At 70.8% G+C, this 18327-nt stretch carries 16 protein-coding genes; 7 read left to right on the top strand and 9 right to left on the bottom strand.

Annotation, left to right across the window (positions count from 1 at the left end):
- Positions 1–54 precede the first annotated feature (54 nt).
- Together IPJ59_RS25755 and IPJ59_RS25750 are read right to left on the bottom strand one after the other, a co-directional pair.
- Positions 55–939: an OmpA family protein gene (locus IPJ59_RS25755; protein WP_293262749.1), complete on the bottom strand. Its 885-nt coding sequence runs from the start codon at positions 937–939 to the stop codon at positions 55–57.
- A complete protein-coding gene (locus IPJ59_RS25750; protein WP_293262752.1) occupies positions 936–1262 on the bottom strand; it encodes a DUF4398 domain-containing protein in 327 nt (108 codons plus the stop codon). Before IPJ59_RS25750 ends, IPJ59_RS25755 begins: the two co-directional genes overlap by 4 nt.
- Positions 1263–1499: 237 nt before the next feature.
- Between IPJ59_RS25750 and IPJ59_RS25745 the strand changes: the two genes are divergently transcribed.
- Positions 1500–2174, top strand: a complete 675-nt coding sequence (locus IPJ59_RS25745; RefSeq protein WP_293273714.1) for a glutathione S-transferase N-terminal domain-containing protein — start codon at positions 1500–1502, stop codon at positions 2172–2174.
- A gap of 42 nt (positions 2175–2216) precedes the next feature.
- Here the strand turns inward: IPJ59_RS25745 and IPJ59_RS25740 are convergent, their stop codons facing one another.
- Together IPJ59_RS25740 and ahcY are read right to left on the bottom strand one after the other, a co-directional pair.
- On the bottom strand, positions 2217–2927 hold the full coding sequence (locus IPJ59_RS25740) for a hypothetical protein (protein WP_293262758.1): 711 nt from the start codon (positions 2925–2927) through the stop codon (positions 2217–2219).
- Positions 2928–2984: 57 nt separating this feature from the next.
- Positions 2985–4232: an adenosylhomocysteinase gene (gene ahcY / locus IPJ59_RS25735; protein ID WP_293273730.1), complete on the bottom strand. Its 1248-nt coding sequence runs from the start codon at positions 4230–4232 to the stop codon at positions 2985–2987.
- 99 nt (positions 4233–4331) lie between these two features.
- Here ahcY and IPJ59_RS25730 point away from each other — a divergent pair, with 99 nt between their 5' ends.
- The 4 genes from IPJ59_RS25730 (at position 4332) to IPJ59_RS25715 (ending at position 7264) form a co-directional block, all read left to right on the top strand.
- Positions 4332–5264, top strand: coding sequence for a LysR family transcriptional regulator (locus tag IPJ59_RS25730; protein WP_293262764.1), 933 nt, complete (start codon positions 4332–4334; stop codon positions 5262–5264).
- Between the two features lie 69 nt (positions 5265–5333).
- A complete protein-coding gene (locus IPJ59_RS25725) occupies positions 5334–6122 on the top strand; it encodes an N-acetylmuramoyl-L-alanine amidase (RefSeq protein ID WP_293273713.1) in 789 nt (262 codons plus the stop codon).
- Positions 6123–6224: 102 nt separating this feature from the next.
- A complete protein-coding gene (locus tag IPJ59_RS25720) occupies positions 6225–6716 on the top strand; it encodes an Lcl C-terminal domain-containing protein (RefSeq protein ID WP_293273712.1) in 492 nt (163 codons plus the stop codon).
- Between the two features lie 17 nt (positions 6717–6733).
- Positions 6734–7264 carry a hypothetical protein gene (locus IPJ59_RS25715; protein ID WP_293262773.1) on the top strand — a complete coding sequence of 177 codons (531 nt, stop codon included), beginning with the start codon at positions 6734–6736 and terminating at the stop codon, positions 7262–7264.
- 26 nt (positions 7265–7290) lie between these two features.
- Here IPJ59_RS25715 and IPJ59_RS25710 read toward each other — a convergent pair whose 3' ends face one another.
- On the bottom strand, positions 7291–7908 hold the full coding sequence (locus tag IPJ59_RS25710; protein ID WP_293262776.1) for a gamma carbonic anhydrase family protein: 618 nt from the start codon (positions 7906–7908) through the stop codon (positions 7291–7293).
- Positions 7909–7976: 68 nt separating this feature from the next.
- Here IPJ59_RS25710 and IPJ59_RS38750 point away from each other — a divergent pair, with 68 nt between their 5' ends.
- Positions 7977–9218 carry a hypothetical protein gene (locus IPJ59_RS38750; protein WP_293273711.1) on the top strand — a complete coding sequence of 414 codons (1242 nt, stop codon included), beginning with the start codon at positions 7977–7979 and terminating at the stop codon, positions 9216–9218.
- A 4-nt stretch (positions 9219–9222) separates the two neighbouring features.
- Entirely contained in the window at positions 9223–11670 is a 2448-nt protein-coding gene (locus IPJ59_RS25700) for an AAA family ATPase (protein WP_293273710.1), read from the top strand.
- Here IPJ59_RS25700 and IPJ59_RS25695 read toward each other — a convergent pair.
- The 4 genes from IPJ59_RS25695 to IPJ59_RS25680 all read right to left on the bottom strand — a co-directional run bounded on the left by IPJ59_RS25695 (position 11643) and on the right by IPJ59_RS25680 (position 18325).
- Entirely contained in the window at positions 11643–13379 is a 1737-nt protein-coding gene (locus IPJ59_RS25695; protein ID WP_293273709.1) for a DUF1302 family protein, read from the bottom strand. The genes IPJ59_RS25700 and IPJ59_RS25695 overlap by 28 nt on opposite strands.
- Positions 13380–13572: 193 nt before the next feature.
- Positions 13573–14331, bottom strand: a complete 759-nt coding sequence (locus IPJ59_RS25690; protein ID WP_293273708.1) for an outer membrane lipoprotein-sorting protein — start codon at positions 14329–14331, stop codon at positions 13573–13575.
- Between the two features lie 177 nt (positions 14332–14508).
- A complete protein-coding gene (locus IPJ59_RS25685; protein WP_293273707.1) occupies positions 14509–17340 on the bottom strand; it encodes an efflux RND transporter permease subunit in 2832 nt (943 codons plus the stop codon).
- Positions 17341–17416: 76 nt separating this feature from the next.
- Positions 17417–18325, bottom strand: a complete 909-nt coding sequence (locus tag IPJ59_RS25680; protein ID WP_293262794.1) for a branched-chain amino acid transaminase — start codon at positions 18323–18325, stop codon at positions 17417–17419.
- Between the last annotated feature and the right edge of the window lie 2 nt (positions 18326–18327).

Genomic DNA, 18327 nt, shown 5'->3' with positions numbered 1-18327 from the left:
CAGACGCGACGAGGCCCGCGGCGCGCACGCCACGGGCCTCGCAGGCGATCACGGTCAGCGCGGCGAGCCGGGCTTGACGACGATCTCGACGCGACGATTGTTGGCCCGACCCTCGGCCGTCTTGTTGTCGGCGATCGACTGATCAGGGCCGTGACCCTCGGCGGTGATCCGGTCGGACGCGATCCCGTGCCCGACCAGGTAGTCGCGCACCGCGTTGGCCCGGTTCACCGACAGCGTCTGGTTGGCGCCCGCCTTGCCCTGCGTATCGGTGTGCCCCTCGACGACGTAGCTGGCGTCGGGGTCGCCCTTGAGCAGCGCATCCGCGACCTGGCTCAGCTTGGCCTCCGCCGCCGGCAGCAGCGCGTACTTGTTGCTCGCGAACAGCACGCTGCCGCTGAGCGTGATGACCGTCCCGCGCTCCTCCTGCTTGACCGAGGCGATGCGCGCCAGGTCGGCGGCCGCCAGCGCGGCCCGCTTCTCGGCCTCCTCGCGGCGCTGGCGCTCGGCCACCAGCTCCTTCTCCGACGCGGCCCCCGCGGCCTGCTCCGCCGCCAGCGCGCCCTTGGCCTTGACCAGCTCCGACTTGGTGTGCGCCGCGTCCTTCTTCTCGATCTGCTCCTCCTGAGCGTCCGAGGCGAGGATGCCCCGCTTGAACATCTCCGTCCGGGCCAGCGACTCGGCCAGCTCCGACTTGCGCTGGGCGATGTACGCCTGGTCGCGCACCAGCACCGTGTCGCCCTCGTCGACGAAGGAGCGCTCGGCCAGGCCGAGCGAGTCCTTGGCGACGTGCAGCTCGGCCGGGGTGTAGGTCTTCGAGGGCCCGTCCGCGGCCCGCCCGTAGGCGAGGCGGGCGTCGACCAGCTCGCGCGGCGCCGTGTGGGCACACGCGGCCAGCAACGCGAAGGTCGAGGCGAACAGCAAGGAATGTGTGCGGGTCATGGCGTCGCCTCCGGAGTCAGGGCAGTGACCACTCGCTGCTTGGCCTTCGCGGCCTCGCTGCGGGCGGCGTTCTCGCGGGTCAGCGCGATCGCCAGCTCGGCGTCATTGCCGGCGCGCAGCGCCATGTAGTGGGCCTTCTCGTTGTCGCCGTCGGCCATCAGCACCCGGGCTCGGCTGATCTCCTCGTTGGCGAGCTGCAGCTGCAGCGCGGCCTGCGGCACGTTGGCGGCGCCGAGCTCCTCCGCGCCGCGCACCGAGGCGATCGAGCTGGCCATTGTATTGGTCGGCGGAGGGAAGGACGCGCACGCGGCAGACGCGAGCACGACACCAAGGATCGTGACAATTCGTTTGGACATCAAAGCTCCCTGTGGAGGAATCAGCGGTGCGACGGCTTAAGTCGCTGCGCCTGGCCCCCGTGGACGCCTCGTCTATGGGAGGACTCCGCGAGTTGTGCAAACTCGAGACCTGAGCCGACCCGCTCGCTGAGCGCGAAAGCGCAGCTGGCGCGCCGGCCAGACCGCTGTCGGCCTGCCACCCGCCACGGATACACTACCGCCGCCATGATCGACCTCTACACCGCCGCGACCCCGAACGGCCACAAGATCTCCATCGCGCTCGAGGAGATGGCCCTCCCCTACACCCTGCACGCGCTGTCGCTGTCGAACGGCGATCAGAAGCAGCCGTGGTTCCGCGCCATCAACCCCAACGCGAGGATCCCCGCGATCGTCGACCGCGACGCCGACAACTTCGCCGTGTTCGAGAGCGGCGCGATTCTCATCTACCTCGCCGAGAAGACCGGCCAGTTCCTCCCCACCGACGTCAAGGGTCGCTCGCGCGTGATCCAGTGGCTCATGTTCCAGATGGGCGGCGTCGGTCCGATGATGGGCCAGGCCAACGTCTTCATCCGCTACGCCCCGGAGAAGCTCCCGTGGGCGATCGGCCGCTACCAGCGCGAGTGCCGGCGCCTGTTCGAGGTGCTCGACGCGCACCTGGCTACCACGCCCTTCCTCGCCGGCGACTACTCGATCGCCGACATGGCCACCTGGCCGTGGGTCCGCGGCTACACGTGGGCCGAGCTCGACATCTCGGGCCTGGGCCACCTCGAGCGCTGGCTCAAGGAGGTCGGTGAGCGTCCGGCCGTGATCCGCGGAAAGGACCTGCCGCCCTCGTCCTTCGGCGACCCGAAGGCCCGCGACGCGATCGCCAAGGAAGTCCGCGAGAAGGTCCTCGTATAACCCGCCGCCTTCTACAACCTGTCCGTGAGGACAGGTCCACGATCACGACCCCTTCTGCGCCTTCAAGCTGCTCTGGATCGCCGCGTCGACGTCCCTCCGGATCCGCTCGCTCTGCTCCGCGTCCGCCTTCTCGCGCCTGTCGGCCTCGTCCGAGGACACCTTGAGCCACGCCGCGAAGCCGATCAGCGCCAGCGACCCCACCACCATCAGCACCGCGGCGAAGCGCGAGGTCCCCGGCGAGCCTGCTGGTGAGCCAGCGGGCGGGCCCGCCTGGCCCGCCCGGGCGACCGGCGGCGCATAGGCCCCGGGCGAGCTCGGCGCGCTCGTGGCCCGGACAACCGGCGCCGGCCGGGCCTCGCGCGCCGCGTCGAAGAAGCGCTCGAGCGGCGGCGCCATGTTCTCCGGCGTGTTCTCTCCCCACGCCGCCCCCGTGATCTTCGCCCCCGTCGGCCGGCCCTGCGCGTCGATGATGAAGAACACCGGCACGCTGCGCGCATCGAAGCCCGCCTCCTGCAGCTGCGCGCCGCAGGCGTCGATGTCGAGGCTCGCCGCCGCCACCTCGCGCAACGCCCGGGCCATCTGCGGGTCTCCGAGCGACCGCTCGATCTTCACGTTCGGCGGACACCACGACGCCCGCAGGTACGCACACGGCACCCGCCCCGCGGCGATCGCCCGGGTCGCCCAATCCGCGAGCGCCTCGACCGAGGTGGTTTCAAAGGAGAAGTCGGGACCCTGATACGACGTGAACGCCATGGCGCGCGGAATCTACCCCCTGCGCGGCCCCGCGCGCCACTGCAATCGTCGTATCTCCTACGTCCCCAGCTGCCACCCGCCGAGGTACGCCCGCTGCTCGTCCGTCAGCGTATCGATCGCCACGCCGAGCGCCCGCAGCTTGAGCCGCGCCACCTCGCGATCGATCGCCGCCGGCACCGGGTGGACGCCCGCCGTCAGCGCGGGCCCGGCGACGATCAGCTGCTCCGCGCACAGCGCCTGGTCCGCGAAGCTCAGGTCCATCACGTCCGCCGGGTGGCCCTCGGCGGCCGCGAGGTTGACCAGGCGACCCTCCGCCAGCAGGTAGATCCGGCGCCCGTCGGCCAGCGCCCGCTCGTCGAGCGCAGGCCGCAGGCGGCGGCGAACCGGCGCCAGCTCGCTGAGGGCCTCGAGGTCGAGCTCGACGTCGAAGTGCCCCGCGTTGGCGATCACCGCCCCGTCCTTCATCGCCAGGAACTCCGCCCGCCCGATGACCCTGCGGTTGCCCGTGACCGTACAAAAGAAGTCGCCGATCGGCGCCGCCTGGGCGATCGGCAGCACCTGATAGCCGTCCATCACCGCCTCGAGCGCGCGCAGCGGGTCGACCTCAGTGACGATCACCCGCGCCCCCATCCCGGCCGCGCGCGCGGCCAGTCCGCGGCCGCACCAGCCGTATCCACACACCACAAAGCACGCCCCCGCCAGCAGGCGATTGGTCGCGCGGAGGATCCCGTCGATCGTGCTCTGGCCAGTGCCGTAGCGGTTATCGAACATATGCTTGGTCGTCGCATCATTCACGGCGATCACCGGCCAGCGCAGCGCGCCCTCGCGGCTCATCGCCCGCAGCCGCGTGACCCCCGTCGTCGTCTCCTCCGTGCCGCCCACCACCGCCTCGCCGAGCGCCGCGTGGGTCGTGTGCACCAGCGTCGTCAGGTCGGCGCCGTCGTCCATCACCAGCTGCGGGCGCCCGGCCAGCGCCGCCTCGAGGTGCGCGAAGTAGGCCGCCCGGTCCTCGCCCGCGCGGGCGAACACCGCGATCCCGTCGTCGACGGCCAGCGCCGCGGCGACGTCGTCCTGCGTGCTCAGGGGGTTGCTCGCGCACAGCCGCAGCAGCGCGCCCCCGGCCGCCAGCGTGCGCATCAGCGCCGCTGTCTCCGCGGTCACGTGCATGCAGGCTGCCACCCGCACGCCCGCCAGCGGCCGCGTCGCCGCGAAGCGCCCGCGGATCGCCGCCAGCACCGGCATCGCCCGCTCTGCCCACTCGATCCGATCGCGGCCCCGTGGGGCCAGGGATGCATCAACAGATATCCATCGTCGTCATGTCGTTCGTCTCTCCTGCGCCGATGATGCGGGAGACCAACAAATTAGTCTCATTCAACATTTTATCGTCTAACATTAGCCACACTGATGCTACCGGACTTCAACCGCCTCCGCGTCTTCTTCCACGTCCACCAGGCCCGCAGCGTCGGCGCCGCGGCGCTCGCCCTCCACGTCACGCAGTCCGCCGTCAGCCAGAGCCTCGCCAAGCTCGAGGCGGAGCTCGGGGCCCAGCTGTTCATCCGCCGCCACCGGGCGATCGTCCCGACCGCCGCCGGCGACGCGCTCTACTCGGTGGTCGCCCCCTTCGTCGCGGCCCTCCAGGGTGGCATCGAGCACATCCGCCGCGCCCGCCACGAGCTCGCCGGCACCCTGCGGATCGGCGCCCCCGTCGAGTTCGGCTCGCACCGCCTCACCGACGCCCTCGCCGCGTTCTCGCGCGCGCACCCGGCCGTGAGCTACGCGCTGCGCCTCGGGCACCCGGCGGAGCTCGTGCCCCTGCTCGCCGACGGCCAGCTCGACCTCTGCTTCGCCGACCTCTTCGACGCCCGCCGGCCAGCCGCCAGCCGTATGAGCGGCCTCGAGGTCAGCGAAGTGATGGACGAGACCCTCGTGCTGATCGCCAGCGCCGCGCTCGAGCGCGAGCACCTCCAGGGCAGCCGCGCCTTCGCCCGCCTGGCCCCGCTCCGCTTCATCGATTACCAGGCACACGCGCCCGCGGTCCGCAGCTGGTTTCGCCACCACTTCGAGCGCGTACCGCCACGCATCGATCTGGCGCTCACCGCCGAGAGCGTACAAACCGTGATCTCCGCGGCCCTGCGCGGCATGGGCCTCGGCGTCGTGCCGGCCCACACCGTCGCGCGCGCGCTCGAGGCCGGCGAGCTCGTGGCGATCACCACCCGCCACCGGGCCCTGACCAACCGCATCTCGCTCGTGCGGCTGCTCGACCGCGTGCCCGGCCGCCTCGAGCGAGAGTTCGTCGCATTCGTCGGCAAGGCGCTCGCGCGCGGCACAAGAGCCTGAGCCTCCGCCTCCGCCGGCCCCGCCGCGCCATGCCAATATCCGCAGTCCGGGATACCCTGCACCCCGCCCATGATCGACGACCTCTCGCCCCACTTCTGGAAGGGCCGCGCGCGGACCGACTGCCTCGTGCTGCACTACACCGCGAACGAGAGCCTCGCCGAGGCCGTGAGCATGATGCGCGCCCGCGGCGTATCGGCGCACTACATCGTCGGCACCGACGGCGAGGTCCGCCGCCTCGTGCGCGAGACGGACCGCGCCTGGCACGCCGGCGAGAGCGCGTGGAACGGACGCGACCAGGTCAACCAGTTCTCGATCGGCATCGAGACCGTGAACTTCGGCTGGGGCGAGGCGCAGGACGCCGGTCGCATCCGCCGGACCGAGGACGGCCTCGTGAAGTTCGCCGCCAGCCCGCCAGCGACGGTCCGCGACGATCGGCCCGCGAGCGCCGGCTTCGTGTGGGCCGCCTATCCCGAGGCCCAGGTCACCGCCCTGCTCGCCCTCGTCGCCGCGGTGGTCAAGCGCAACAAGATCGACCCGACCCAGGTCATCGGCCACGAGCACGTCACCCCGGGCCGCAAGCGCGACCCCGGCCCGGCCTTCCCGTGGCCCCGCGTGACCACCACGCTCGCCGCCCTGCCGACCAACCAACGCATGCTGACACGCGCCGTCCAGAGCCACTGCACGCGCCTCGGCTTCCCCCTCGCCGGCGGCATCGACGGAGCCTGGGGCGCCCAGACCGAGGCCGCGATCGCCAAGCTCGTCACCCGCCACGGCGCCTTCTACGGGCTCACCGCGCCGACCCGCACCTGGGCCGCACGACGAGCCTTCGCCGAGCTGCTGCGCACCGTGCCGGGCTGACTCGCCACGCGCCAGCAGCCCGCCCGCGAAGCGATCGTCGATGCCTATGCAGTGAGACCACGCAGTAGGCGACCCCGCCCCGCCTCTGTTAGGCTCGCCGACGTGACGCGCTCATCCCTGCTGCTCGCGTGCATGCTGACCGGCTGTGGCCCGCCCGCGCAGGCGCCTGCCAAGGCGGTCGACACCGCCAAGCTCGACCCCAAGCCCCCGACAGCGCCCGACGCCCCGTTCGCCACGCCGAAGGCCCGACCCCCGCCTGCGCCCGAGGGCGCCGTCCTGCTCGAGCCACCGCTCTACGCGCTGCGCTGCGACGCCGCCCACCCCTGCCCCTCCCTTCTACAGCCGGCCGGCGAGACCCACTGCCGCGAGCTCCGGCTCGGCGGTCTGGCCCACTGGCGCCTCCCGGACCGCGAGGAGGTCAAGCGCTTCGCCGGCGTGCAAGACCTCGAGCAGCAGGACGGCTTCCACTGGACCCGCACGCCCTTCGCCGAGGACGCCGCGCAGGCGTGGATCGTCGACCCGAAGTCCGGCCAGGAGACGACGATCCCTCGCACCCGCAAGCCCTTCACGATCCGCTGCGTGTTCGACCCCTGAGTGATATGGTCGCCCGCGTGCGCCGCCTCCCGCTCGTCCTGCTCGTGCTCGCCGCCTGTCCCGGCAACGGCAACAGCACCCACGGGACCAGCACCGGCCCCGCGCTGACGAGCACCGGCGACGAGCCCACGAGCGGCACCACCGACGCCTGCATGGGCAGCAGCGACTGCGACAGCGAGGGCATCTGCGTCGCCGACTATGACGCCATCGACGCCGGCCCGACTGGAGGCCCGACTGGAGGCCCGCCCGGGGGCATGCGCAGCGCCGCCGAGTGTGTGGCCAAGAACAACTGCATCGGCCCGCTCGACCTCGGTCGCTGGTGCTTCGACCACCGCGGCTGCTGCGAGGACCTCCGCTGCCACCCCGCGGACGGCACCTGTGAGCCTCGCGGCCTCGGCGAGACCACCAGCGGCGGCACCACCGACCCCAGCACGAGCACCGGCGACACCTCGACCACCGGCGACACCTCGACCACCGGCGACACCTCGACCACCGGCGACACCTCCAGCTCGAGCAGCGGCTCGAGCACTGGCTCGACCACCGGCTGACCACGGATGAGGCCGCCGCACCTCCGTCAGCCCACGCGGTAGTTATGGGCCAGGCGCGTGTACTTCCCGGCCAGACGCCGGTGAAACGCCTCATCACTCGCAGTGAGCGTGCGAACCACCTTGCCAGGCACGCCGACCACCAGGCTGTGCGGCGGGATCACCGTGCCGGCGGTGACGAGCGCGCAGGAGCCGATCACACAGCCCTCGCCGATCACCGCGGCGTCGAGGATCGTCGCCTGGATCCCCACCAGGGTGCCGCCGCCGATGCGGCAGCCGTGGATCACCGCGCGGTGGCCGACCACCACTTCTTCGGCGACGAAGGTCCCGTGCTCGTCGCCGAGGTGGACCACCGTCCCGTCCTGCAGGTTGCTTCGCTCGCGGATCTCGATGCGGTTGACGTCGCCGCGGAGCACGCAGCCGTACCAGACGCTGACCGCGTCGCCGAGCCAGACATCGCCGACCACCGCGGCCCCGGCGGCGATGTGCACGCGCTCGCCGACCTCCGGCACGTGGTCGAGATAGCGCTCGACGATCGCGCCGGGGAAGCGGCGGCGCAGCGCCTCGATCTGGGCCGTCAGCGCCGCCACCTCCCGCGGCGGACCTGCGACGCACTCGACCGAATCCACGACTGTACGTGATGCCATGGGTGGGCAGCATAGCGACCCTGCCGTGGGGCTTGCCACAGGTACAGCCGATCGCGTAGAAAACCCCCGTGGCAGCAGCGTCGACGCGATCCAAACCAGCCGCCAAGAAAACCGCCAGCAAGGCTCCGAGCAAGCCGGCGGCCAAGCGTGCCGTGGCCAAAGCCACGGCCAAGCCAGCCGCCAAACCCAAGCCAGCGACCAAGCCAGCGGGCAATCCCGCTGGCAAAGCCGCCAAGCCGGCCGCCAAACCCGAGAAGCCCGCGACCAAGGTGAGCAAGGCCGTCGCAGCGCCCGAGAAGCCCGCCAAGGCCGTCGCCAAGTCCCGGACCGCCGCGGCCAAGCCTGAGCCGGCGCCAGCCGTCGTCGCCAAGCCGGCCAAGGTGGCCGCCAAGGCGGTCGCCAAGCCCGAGGCCAAGCCCGATGCCAAGCCCGCCAAGCCCGCGGGGAAGCCGGAGCCCGAAGCCGCCGCCAAGCCGGTCGCCGCCAAGCCGGTCGCCGCCAAGCCGGTCGCCGCCAAGCCGGCCGCCGCCAAGCCGGTCGCGCGACCCGCCGCGCCCGCCAAGCCCGCCGCCAAACCTGCCGCACGCAAGCCGACACGCTCGGCCGACGATGATGACGATGACAACACCCTCGACGACGACGCCGACGTTCGCGAGGCCCCGACGATGAGCAGCCGCAACGTGATCGACCCGGCGGACGTGATCCGCTTCGAGCCCGAAGCGCCGCCCGCGCCGCGCAAGAAGAGCGTGCTGGAGGTCGCCGAAGAAGATGAGGACTTCGAGGAAGATCCCCCGCTGCCGACCGCCGACGACGTGCACGGCCTGCTCGACCGCCTGCGCAAGGCGGCCCAGTTCGGCGGCGACGCCCTCGAGGACCTGCCGCGCCTCATCGAGCAGCTCGAGCAGATCGACGACCCGGCCGTGATGCCGCGCCTGCTCGGCCTGCTCGAGGACAACGACCCCTACGGCATCTACTGGAACGTCCTCTACGTCCTCGAGAAGTTCGACGACTCCTACCTCAAGGCGCTGCTCGGCAGCATCGAGGCCCTACACGCCCGCGCCCCGCAGTGGGCGTACACCTGCGTCATCCGCATCCTCAACACCCGCGGCGACGAGGACGACTGCACCGCGGCGTTCGAGCGCCTCGTCAACGACGGCAGCGCCGAGACGCGCGCGCTGGTGCTGAAGGTCCTGCGCGAGCTCTCCGCCGATCCCGACACCGATCAGGATCAGAAGCAGAACATCGCCCGCACGATCACCGCGATCGGTGGCAGCGTCGGCGGCGACGCGCCGCCTGCCTCGGCCGACTGACACCATGGCCGTACGCACCCCGCTCGACGCGGACCGCTGCACCACCCAGGTACGCGCCCAGGACATCCCGGAGGCCGCCCTCATCCAGGCCTCCGCCGAGCGTGAACTCAGCGCGCGCATCGCCCCGCAGGGCCGCGCCGTCGAGGCGCTGCGCCGCGGCCTCGCCGAACGCGCCCCCGGCTTCAACGTCGCCGTCGTCGGCAAACGCGGCACGGGGCGCACCTTCACCGCGATCGCCCTGGCCCGCGCCGAGGCCGGCCGGCGCCCCGCCCCGCGCGACCTGGTCCTCCTGACCAACCCGCGCTGGCCGCTCGAACCTGTCCCGGCGTTCCTGGCCCCCGGGACAGGTCCAGCCTTCGTGCGGGCGATGACCGAGCTCCACGCCCGCCTCGAGTCCGCGATCCACGAGGTCTTCGAGGGCCGCGTGCGCAGCCGCCTGCAGCTCGAGGTCCATCGCGAGCAGAGCGCCGCCGAACGCAAGCTGCACGACGCGCTCGGCAAGATCGCCGCCACCCACGGCATGGGTCTGGTCGCCAACGACGACGGCTTCGACTTCGTGCCGCTCGACGACCAGGCCGACGAGGAGGCCGATCGTCAGGGCGATGACCACCCGGCCGACGACCCGGCCGACGCCGCCGGGTCAGCCACCGAGATCGAGGACGATGAGCGCGCCGGCGGCATCAGTCGCCAGTACCTCGACGCGATCGAGGCCCTGCGTCCGCACGTCGAGGAGACCCAGCGCCAGCTCGCCCTGCTCGAGGCCGAGAGCAACGCCAACCTCCTGCACCGCCAGCGCGAGGCCCTGCGCCGCGACATTGAGGCCAGCTTCGCGGCGATCCCGACGCGCGTCCTGGCGACCGCGCAGCTGCAGCAGTTCATCGCCGACCTGCACGCCCACCTCCGCGAGATCTACCACCTCGAGGAAGGCCACCACCTCCCGCTGACCGCCGCGCCGCTGCCCGCGGGCCTCGTGATCCCCACCCTGCTGATCACCAACAGCGAGGGCGAGCCGGCGCCGATCGTCCACGCCCAGAACGTCACGCTGTCCGGCCTGTTCGGGCGCGTGGTCGCCGGCTCCGGCGAGGGCCGCTACCCCGAGCCCGGCACGATCCTCGCCGGCGACATCCACCGCGCCAACGGCGGCTTTCTCATCCTCGACGCGGAGGCCCTGGTCAAGCGCGAGCGGGTCTACGAGCACCTCAAGGCCTGCCTGCTCGCGCGATCGATCCAACCCTACGAGGACACCGAGGGCCCGCCGCTGCTGCGCGTGCAGCCGGCCCCGCTCGACGTCAAGGTCGTCCTCGTCGCCGACCCCGACCTCATCATCCAGCTGCAGGAGCTCGACCCCGAGTTCGGCCGCCTCTTCAAGATCCGCGCCGACTTCGCCGACGACATGTCGATCGAGGAGGGGCTGACGGTCTATCCCGGCGTCACCTCCTGGCTCGCGGCCAACCGCGGCCTGCCCCGCTGCTCGCGCAGCGCCGTCGCCTTCCTCATGCACTACGGCGCGCGCCTGGCCGAGGACCAGAACCGACTCACCACCAACCTCGGCCTCCTCAGCGACCTCATCACCGAGGCCACCTCGCTCGCGCTCGGCAGCGAGGAGCTGACCGACGAGCACCTCAAGGCCGCCGTCAAGCTGATGCGCGACCGCCAGGGCCAGCTGCGCGACCGCCTGCTCGACATGCACCGCTACGGCCAGATCCGCGTCGAGCTGAGCGGCGCCCACATCGGCCAGATCAACGGCCTCGCCGTGGTCTCCGACGGCTTCCAGTCGGTGGGTCGCCCCTGCCGCGTCACCGCCGTCACCTACGCCGGCGAGCAGGGCCCGCTAAACATCGAGCGCGAGGTCGAGATGTCGGGCCCGATCCACAGCAAGGGCGTGCTGATCCTCGCCGGCTACCTGCACGACCGCTTCGCCCGCGACTACCGCCTCGGCTTCGACGCCTCGGTGGTGTTCGAGCAGACCTACCTGCCGATCGAGGGCGACAGCGCCTCCACGGCCGAGCTCTTCGCGCTGCTCTCGAGCCTCGCGCGCCTGCCCGCGCGTCAGGACATCGGCGTCACTGGCAGCGTCGATCAGCGCGGCCGCGTGCTCCCGGTCGGCGGCGTCAACGAGAAGGTCGAGGGCTTCTTCGACGTGTGCAGCGACCACGGCCTCAGCGGCTCGCAGGGCGTCATCATCCCCGAGAGCAACGTCCGCAACCTCGTGCTGCGCGAGGACGTGCTCGCGGCGATGGAGGCCGGCCGCTTCTTCATCTGGCCGATCTCCACGGTCGAGGAGGGCGTCGAGCTGCTGCTCGGCCAGCCCGCCGGGCAAGAGAGCCCCGACGTGGCCGATGACGAAGTGCCCAACTTCCGCTTCGGCGCCCAGACCGTCTACGGCCGCATCGAGCGCAGGCTGGCCCGCCTGCGGCGCCTGGCTCAGAACGAGCCGATGACCTTGAAGTAGGCGATCGACGAGCCCGCCGCCGACTGGCCGAAGTAGGTCTTGTTGGCGCCGAACAGCGCGAAGCCGCCGAGCTCGAAGTTCACGTAGCCCCACGGCGGCGCGAACAGCAGCGCCGGCGCGAGCACTCCGGAGGGACCGCCGCGGATCAGCGTGCCCTCGGCGTTGCGCAGCTTGCTCGGGTTGTTGCTCGGGAAGTCGACCAGGCCGAACACGCGGAACACCAGCTTGCGCCCGAAGAAGATCAGATCACCGCCACCGACCAGGTAGTTGCCCATGTGCCCGGCGCCGAACTCGTTGATGAAGCCGCGCAGGTACTGCGCCTGCACGTACACGTGCTTGCCGAAGGTGTAGTCGAGGCCCGCGGTGGCCTTGATGAAGGGCTGAGCCTTCACGGTGATGCCGGTGACCTCGGTCTCGCGGTCCTCCACGCCATTGTCAGGGGTGACGTCGATGCCGCCAGGCACGGGGATGTCGAAGGTGAAGCTGTGCTGCTTGGGGATGATCAGCGCCCCCTCGCCCCACAGCCCCATGTTGCCGAGGAATGGCAGCTGGGTCGCAAAGTCGAGGCCGATCACCTGCATCTTCGGGTAGATGAGATCGACGTCCGAACGGAAGCAGCAGCCCACCTGCTTGTCCGCGGGGTAGTCCGCGCTCACCGGGTTCGTCATCGTCGTCTGCGACAGCCGCGGCAGCGGGAAGTCGTGGCGCCCGTAGTAGTACGAGGCCGACAGATCGACCGAGCCGAGCTGCGAGCCGAGCTTGAACGCGAACTGCCCGTTCTTGAACGCGTTCTCCGGCGGCACCACGTGGCCGTAGACGTCCGGGGTGAATTTCGGGTTGGCCGGCAGGTAGGTCTCCTGCAGATAGGACATCTTGTCCTTCTCCGTCTGATTGGCGAAGGGCACCTCGGCGAAGGGGTCCTTCAGGCCGTACGCGGCCGAGGGCGGCAGCAGGGCCGGGAAGAACAGCGGCACGTACACGCCCTGCAGGTACAGCTTGTCGCCGAGCGGCGCGTAGTCGATGACCGCCATCTGGTTGGCGATCGGCTCGGTGAACAGCGGGCGGTCCTCGACGTCGTCGGCGTTGATGTTGTTGGTCGGGTTGAACTTGTCGGCGGTGCCCCAGACGACGATCTGGCGCCCGACCTTGATGTCGAGGCCGGGGGCGAGGTCGGTGAGCGCGACGTAGGCCGCGTCGCTCTCCATGTGAAAGCGCTGGATGTACACCTGCGAGGCGAGGTCATCGAGCTCACGCGACTGGTTGACGCCCATCAACACCGGCTCGGCGTCGGCGACGATCTGCACGTGCTTGTTCGGCGTGTACGCGACGTAGAGCTCGAGCCGGTTCTCGTTGCGGCTGATCCGTCGCGGGTTGGCGCGGTCGACGTCGTAGTAGAGGCTGCTGAGCAGGCGGAAGCGGGTCTTGAGCTTGCCGTTGTAGCTGGAGGTCGGCGCGGACCCACCCTTGTCCGCGCCGGGGTTCTCCGCATCGATCAGACCCTTGGTCGGCGAGATCGTGGGGTTCGCAGCCTCGCGCGGCAACATTTTCTGCGGCGGGTCGGCCGTGGGCCCGCCAAACACGTCGTCCATACCCAGCTCACCGGGCTTCTTGTCGCCGCCAGTGCCAGCCGCCGCTGTGTTGACCGCGGGCGCGGGCGCGGTATCCGGGCCCTCGGCGGGCGCTGCCGGGCCGCCGAACACGTCGTCCATCGACAGGTCCGAGGCGACCGGTGGCGGCCCTGCCCGCGGCGGGCGTGACGATTGGTCCGCGGGCTGTGGCGCGACCGGCTGGGCCTCGACGATGCCGGGGCCCACATACGGCCTGGGCGCAGGCGCGGGAGCCTGCGCCCACAGGGCGAACGGAGGGAGGAGTGCTACGCAGGGCCAGAGCACGCGAGGGAGTCTACCCGCGCATCAGCGTCCGACGCGAGTACAGATCGTCGGCGATCGGGGTCTTCACGTCGATCTCTGACAGCTTGATGACCGTCTCGTCACCCGTCTTGAGGTTCTTCATCCGGACCTGCGTGGGGATCTTGATGTCCTCGAAGGGCCGCCATTCCTCGCGTGTCTGGGTCCGTACGTGCGTGCCGGTGCTATCGAAGTAGTGGATGCGGGTCACCCCGTTGACGGTCGAGTCGATGAAGATCTCGAGCTTCGAATAGGACAGCGACACCCCGGTCTTGGGCTTGAGCACCAGCTTGGTCTCGCTGCCCTCCTTGCCGACCAGCTCGGCGTCGAAGCTCGGCGACAGCTTGGCCATCACCATGTCCTCGGGGGTGAACTCGCTGCCGAGGAAGCCCTGGTTCTGCATGTGGGCCGCGATGCGCCGGACCTTCTGAAACTCCGGGCTGTACATGTAGATCGTCTCGCGGTCCTCCATCAAGATCTTCATGCCGGCGACGTCGCCCGGGGCGGTGAAGTGGATGAACTGCTTCTCGAGGTTCTTCATCCACATCCCGAAGACCATCGTGGTCCGCAGGTTGCCGCCCTTGTAGATCTCCATCGTCGCCTTGTAGGTCTGGTCCGGGAAGCGCACCGCGAGGGTGTCAAGCTTGGCCAGCACGTCGGCCCCCGTGACAGCGGCCTCGGCCGGCTGCGAGGGGACGAGCATGACGCCCGAAGTGGCGAGGATCGTGGCGAGGAGGAATGAAATCGGCTTCATGGCAGTCGAGCTCCTGAACTATATCTCAGCGGCGGCGCAGGTACGCGCCGGGGCCCTTGGACGGGCATGTCGGTCGCCTATTCTGGCCGCTGCCGAGTCTCCTCCCGTCGCATGCACTGGGCGTGAAAGGCCACAAATGGCCCCAATTCGCCCGCTTACGCCATTTGGTGATCCGCGTCACACTGGGACAATGGCCGCGAGCGGACACCCCTGAAACGCACAGATCGTCGCCAGGGAGCCACCGGGGGCCTCCCGCGCAAGGATCTGCACGCCGCAACTCGTTGCACGTGCCGCGAATCTACGCGGGGCGTCCGCGATAAAGCCACGGGACCAGCCAGCACGCGCCGAGGGCCGCACCCACCAGACCGATCGCCAGGCCGATCCCGAATCTCGCAGCGGTGCCAGCTCCGAGGCCAACAGCACGGCGAACGCGCAAGCCAGCTGCAGCGCCGAGATCAGCGTGACCACGCCGATCTCGTCGACCGCCCGCTGCCCGCGATCCGGGCCACTGAAGCTGCGGGCACGAAAGCCCAGGTGGATGGCAAAGTCGACGCCAGCGCCGATCGCGATGCAGGAGATCATGCTGGTGCCGACGCTGATCGGCAGACCGAGCAGCGCGAGCAGGCCCATCGTCACGCACAGCGTCCACAGGGCGGGGATCAGGGCCCGCAGCTGACGGGCCACCAGCAAGGTCAACGCCAGACCGATCACCGACACCAGCGTCGACTCGAACAGGCTGCGCGTCTCCGACTCGGCGAAGGCCGCACCGATCACCGGCTGTCCGGTGAGCCGCGTCTGCAGGTTGAGCGCGCGGCCCTCCCCGGTAGCCATGCGCCACTCGTCGTCGTCGAGCTCGGACAGGCTCGACTCGATCGGGGCGCAGGCCTTCGCGTCAGACAGGCCGAGCGCCGCACAGCGACCCTCGACGACGAACTTCTCGAGCACCTCGTCGATCCAGGGTCCGAGGTGCTTGGCGACGAAACCGACGCCCTCGGCGTCCTTGGCCGCCAGCGTCGGCAGCTTCTCGCGCAGCAGGGCCTCGAGCGCCGGGCCGCGTGGAACGATCAAGCTCGCCGGATCGATCGCGTCGATCTCGCTGCGGGGCACGCCCTCGACCGGACTGTCCTCCGAGTCGAGCGCCCGATCGCGGACCTGGGCCACCGCGGCCAGCAGCGCGGGCGACGGTTCCTTCGCCGCGGCGCCGGTCAGCGCCTGGGCATCGACCGGCCTCCCGGTCAGGCGCGTGAGGTGCTCGCCGACCTCCGCGATCTGCTGCGCGTGGGCGGCCTGGCTGGCCTCTGGACCGCGGGTCTTCACCACGCGCATCTGCCCGCTTGCGTGCCGCTCAAGCAGCGTTCGCACCTCCGCCGCCACCCGCAGCTGCTCGGCGCCCGACATCGGCGCGAGCTTGATGTGGATCAGCGCGCCGCCGCCGTCGGCGGTCATCAGCTGCGCGACCGCGGGGTGCCCCTGCAAGTACGTGAGCACGCGACCGGCCCGCCCCGGCGTCTCGGGGATGCCCCGCCGCCCGCCCAGCGCCTCATTGAGCAGCATCACTGGCTCGACCACCGAGCGGACATCGACGACCCCAGGGACCGCCTTGATGCGCTCGCCGAGGTCGCGGATCTCTCGCAGCACGGTCGGCTCGGCCAGGCCCTTGCGGTCCGGGTTCTCGGGGTCCGGGGCCGCGTGGCTCACCTCGACCGCGACCTGCAGGAAGGTGCTGCCGCCGAAGTGCGCGTTGAAGAAATTGTTCGACTGAATCGGCTCGCTCTCCGCGGAGAACACCGCCGTCATGTCGGGGTCGGCACGCAGCTGCGTGGCCCCGGCTGCCCCGCCCACCGCGAGGATCGCCATCAGCCACAGCGGCGGCCGCCCGCGCATCGGCATCGCCCGCTCGGTCCGCGGCTTGAGCAGGTTCTCCGGCAGCACCGCGAGCAGGGCCGGCAGCACCCCGAGCGCGAGCAACAGCAACAGCAGCACGCCCGTCCCCGCGATCACGCCGAATCGCTGCATCGGCACCTGCGGCATCACGACCAGCGCGAAGAAGGCCACCGCCGTGGTCACCCCGCTCAGCACCACCGGCAGCCACAGCTCGCGCAAGGTGGCGTTGGCGCGCTCGCGGCTGCTGCCCTGCTGGCGCTGGTAGCCGGCCAGGATGTGGACGCCGAAGGCCCCGCCGAGCGCGACCATCATCACCGGCAGCGAGCTGCTGACGATCGTCAGCGGCTCGCCGAAGCGCCCGTGCGCGCCCATCACCAGGCCGACGCCGAGACCCGTGAGGATGAGGTTCAACCCGGCCGCGGTGACGCTCCCGAGCAGCAGCGCCGACACCAGCACGAGCACGCCGATCACGATCGGCGACAGTCGGTTCACGTCGCTGCGGCTCGAGCGGGCCGCGGCGTCCTCGACGAAGGGGCCGCCGCCGACGTGGCTCTCGCCCTGCCAGCCGGCGGCGACGACGTCGCGGATCTGCTGCAGCGTGTGGCTGCGGCCGGGGCCCTCGCCGTCGCCGTGCGCCTGCGGCAGCAGGAACACCAGCAGCGCCGAGGCCTTGCCGTCGCGGGAGATCAGGTTGCCGACCGCGTCGGTCGAGGCGAGCACCTTCTCGCGGATCTTCGCCTCGTCGCGCAGGTCTGGGGGCACCAGCGCCGCGACCTCGAGCCCCTCCTCCGTGACCTTCGGGTCGGGCAGGTCGGTGAACGACAGCACCATGCGCACGCCCGGCAGCTCGCCGATCACCCGCGACAGCTCGCGCACCTCGTCGACCCGGGCCAGCGAGAGCATGTCGCCGTCCGCAGGATGGAGCCCGACCAGCGCGATCTCCAGGACGCCGAAGCGATCGGCGATCTCGCGGAAGCTGACCACCTCGGGGTGATCGCCGGGCAAGAAGGCGAGGACGTCGTTGTCTTCGCGGACGTGCAGCGCCCCCGGGAGGATCCAGGCGCACAGCGCCACCAGAGCCGCGAGGATGGCCCAGCGCGCGCGGACGACGACGTGGTCACGCATGCTGCCGTTGTAGGCCGACGCGGCGGCTCAAGTCCACAAACTCGGGGCCAAGCTCAGGCCCAAGCTCAGGGCCAGCTCAGGGCCACACGGGGGTGAGCCAGCTTGTGCGCTCCGGGACGCGGCCGCGGACGACGTCGGCGAAGTGCTTCTGCAAACGTGCCGTGATCGGCCCCACACCGCCCTCGCCGATCTTGCGGCGGTCGACCGAGCCGACCGGGGTGATCTCCGCCCCGGTGCCGCACAGGAACATCTCATCGGAGACGTAGAGCTCGGTGCGCCCGATCGTCCGCTCCAGCACCGGCAGCCCGAGATCCTCCGTGGCGAGCGCGATCAGGCTGCGGCGGGTGATGCCGTCGAGGTTGTCCTCGGTGCTCGGCGGGCTGATCAGCGTGCCGTCGCGGACGATGAACACGTGCTCCGCGCTGCCCTCCGAGACCTTGCCGTACTCGGTCAGGAAGATCGCCTCGTCGAAGCCGTTGTCGTGCGCCTCGCGGCGAGCCAGCGCGCTGTTGAGGTAGAGCCCGGTCGGCTTGGTCCGCGCCGGGATCGCCGAGTCGGTCGCGCGCCGCCACGACGACACGCACACGTCGATCGCGTCCTTGTCGATGTAGCGCTGCAGCGGCAGGCAGTAGATCGTGAGCAGGCTGTCCTCCTCGCGCATCACCGGCGCCAGCTTGATCGAATTGTTGAGCAGCAGCGGCCGCACGTACACGTCGAAGTGGACGCTGTTGCGGCGCAGCAGCTCGCGGACCAGCTCGCACAGCTCGGCGTGCGGCGCCGGCAGGCGCATGAACAGGACCCGCGCCGAGTGCTGCAGGCGGGCCATGTGCTCCGGGACGCGGAACAGGAACACCTGCTGGCCGTCGTCCGCGAGGTAGCCGCGGACGCCCCCGAAGCAGCCGAGGCCGTAGTTGATCGCACGCGCGCGCACGCTGATCTTGGCCTCGCTGTCGTCGACGAACTTGCCATCGAAGTAGGTGATCATGC

The organism is Nannocystis sp., assembly GCF_016714285.1.
Taxonomy (GTDB): Bacteria; Myxococcota_A; Polyangia; order Nannocystales; family Nannocystaceae; genus Nannocystis.
This window is presented reverse-complemented; position numbering and strand designations above follow the sequence as displayed.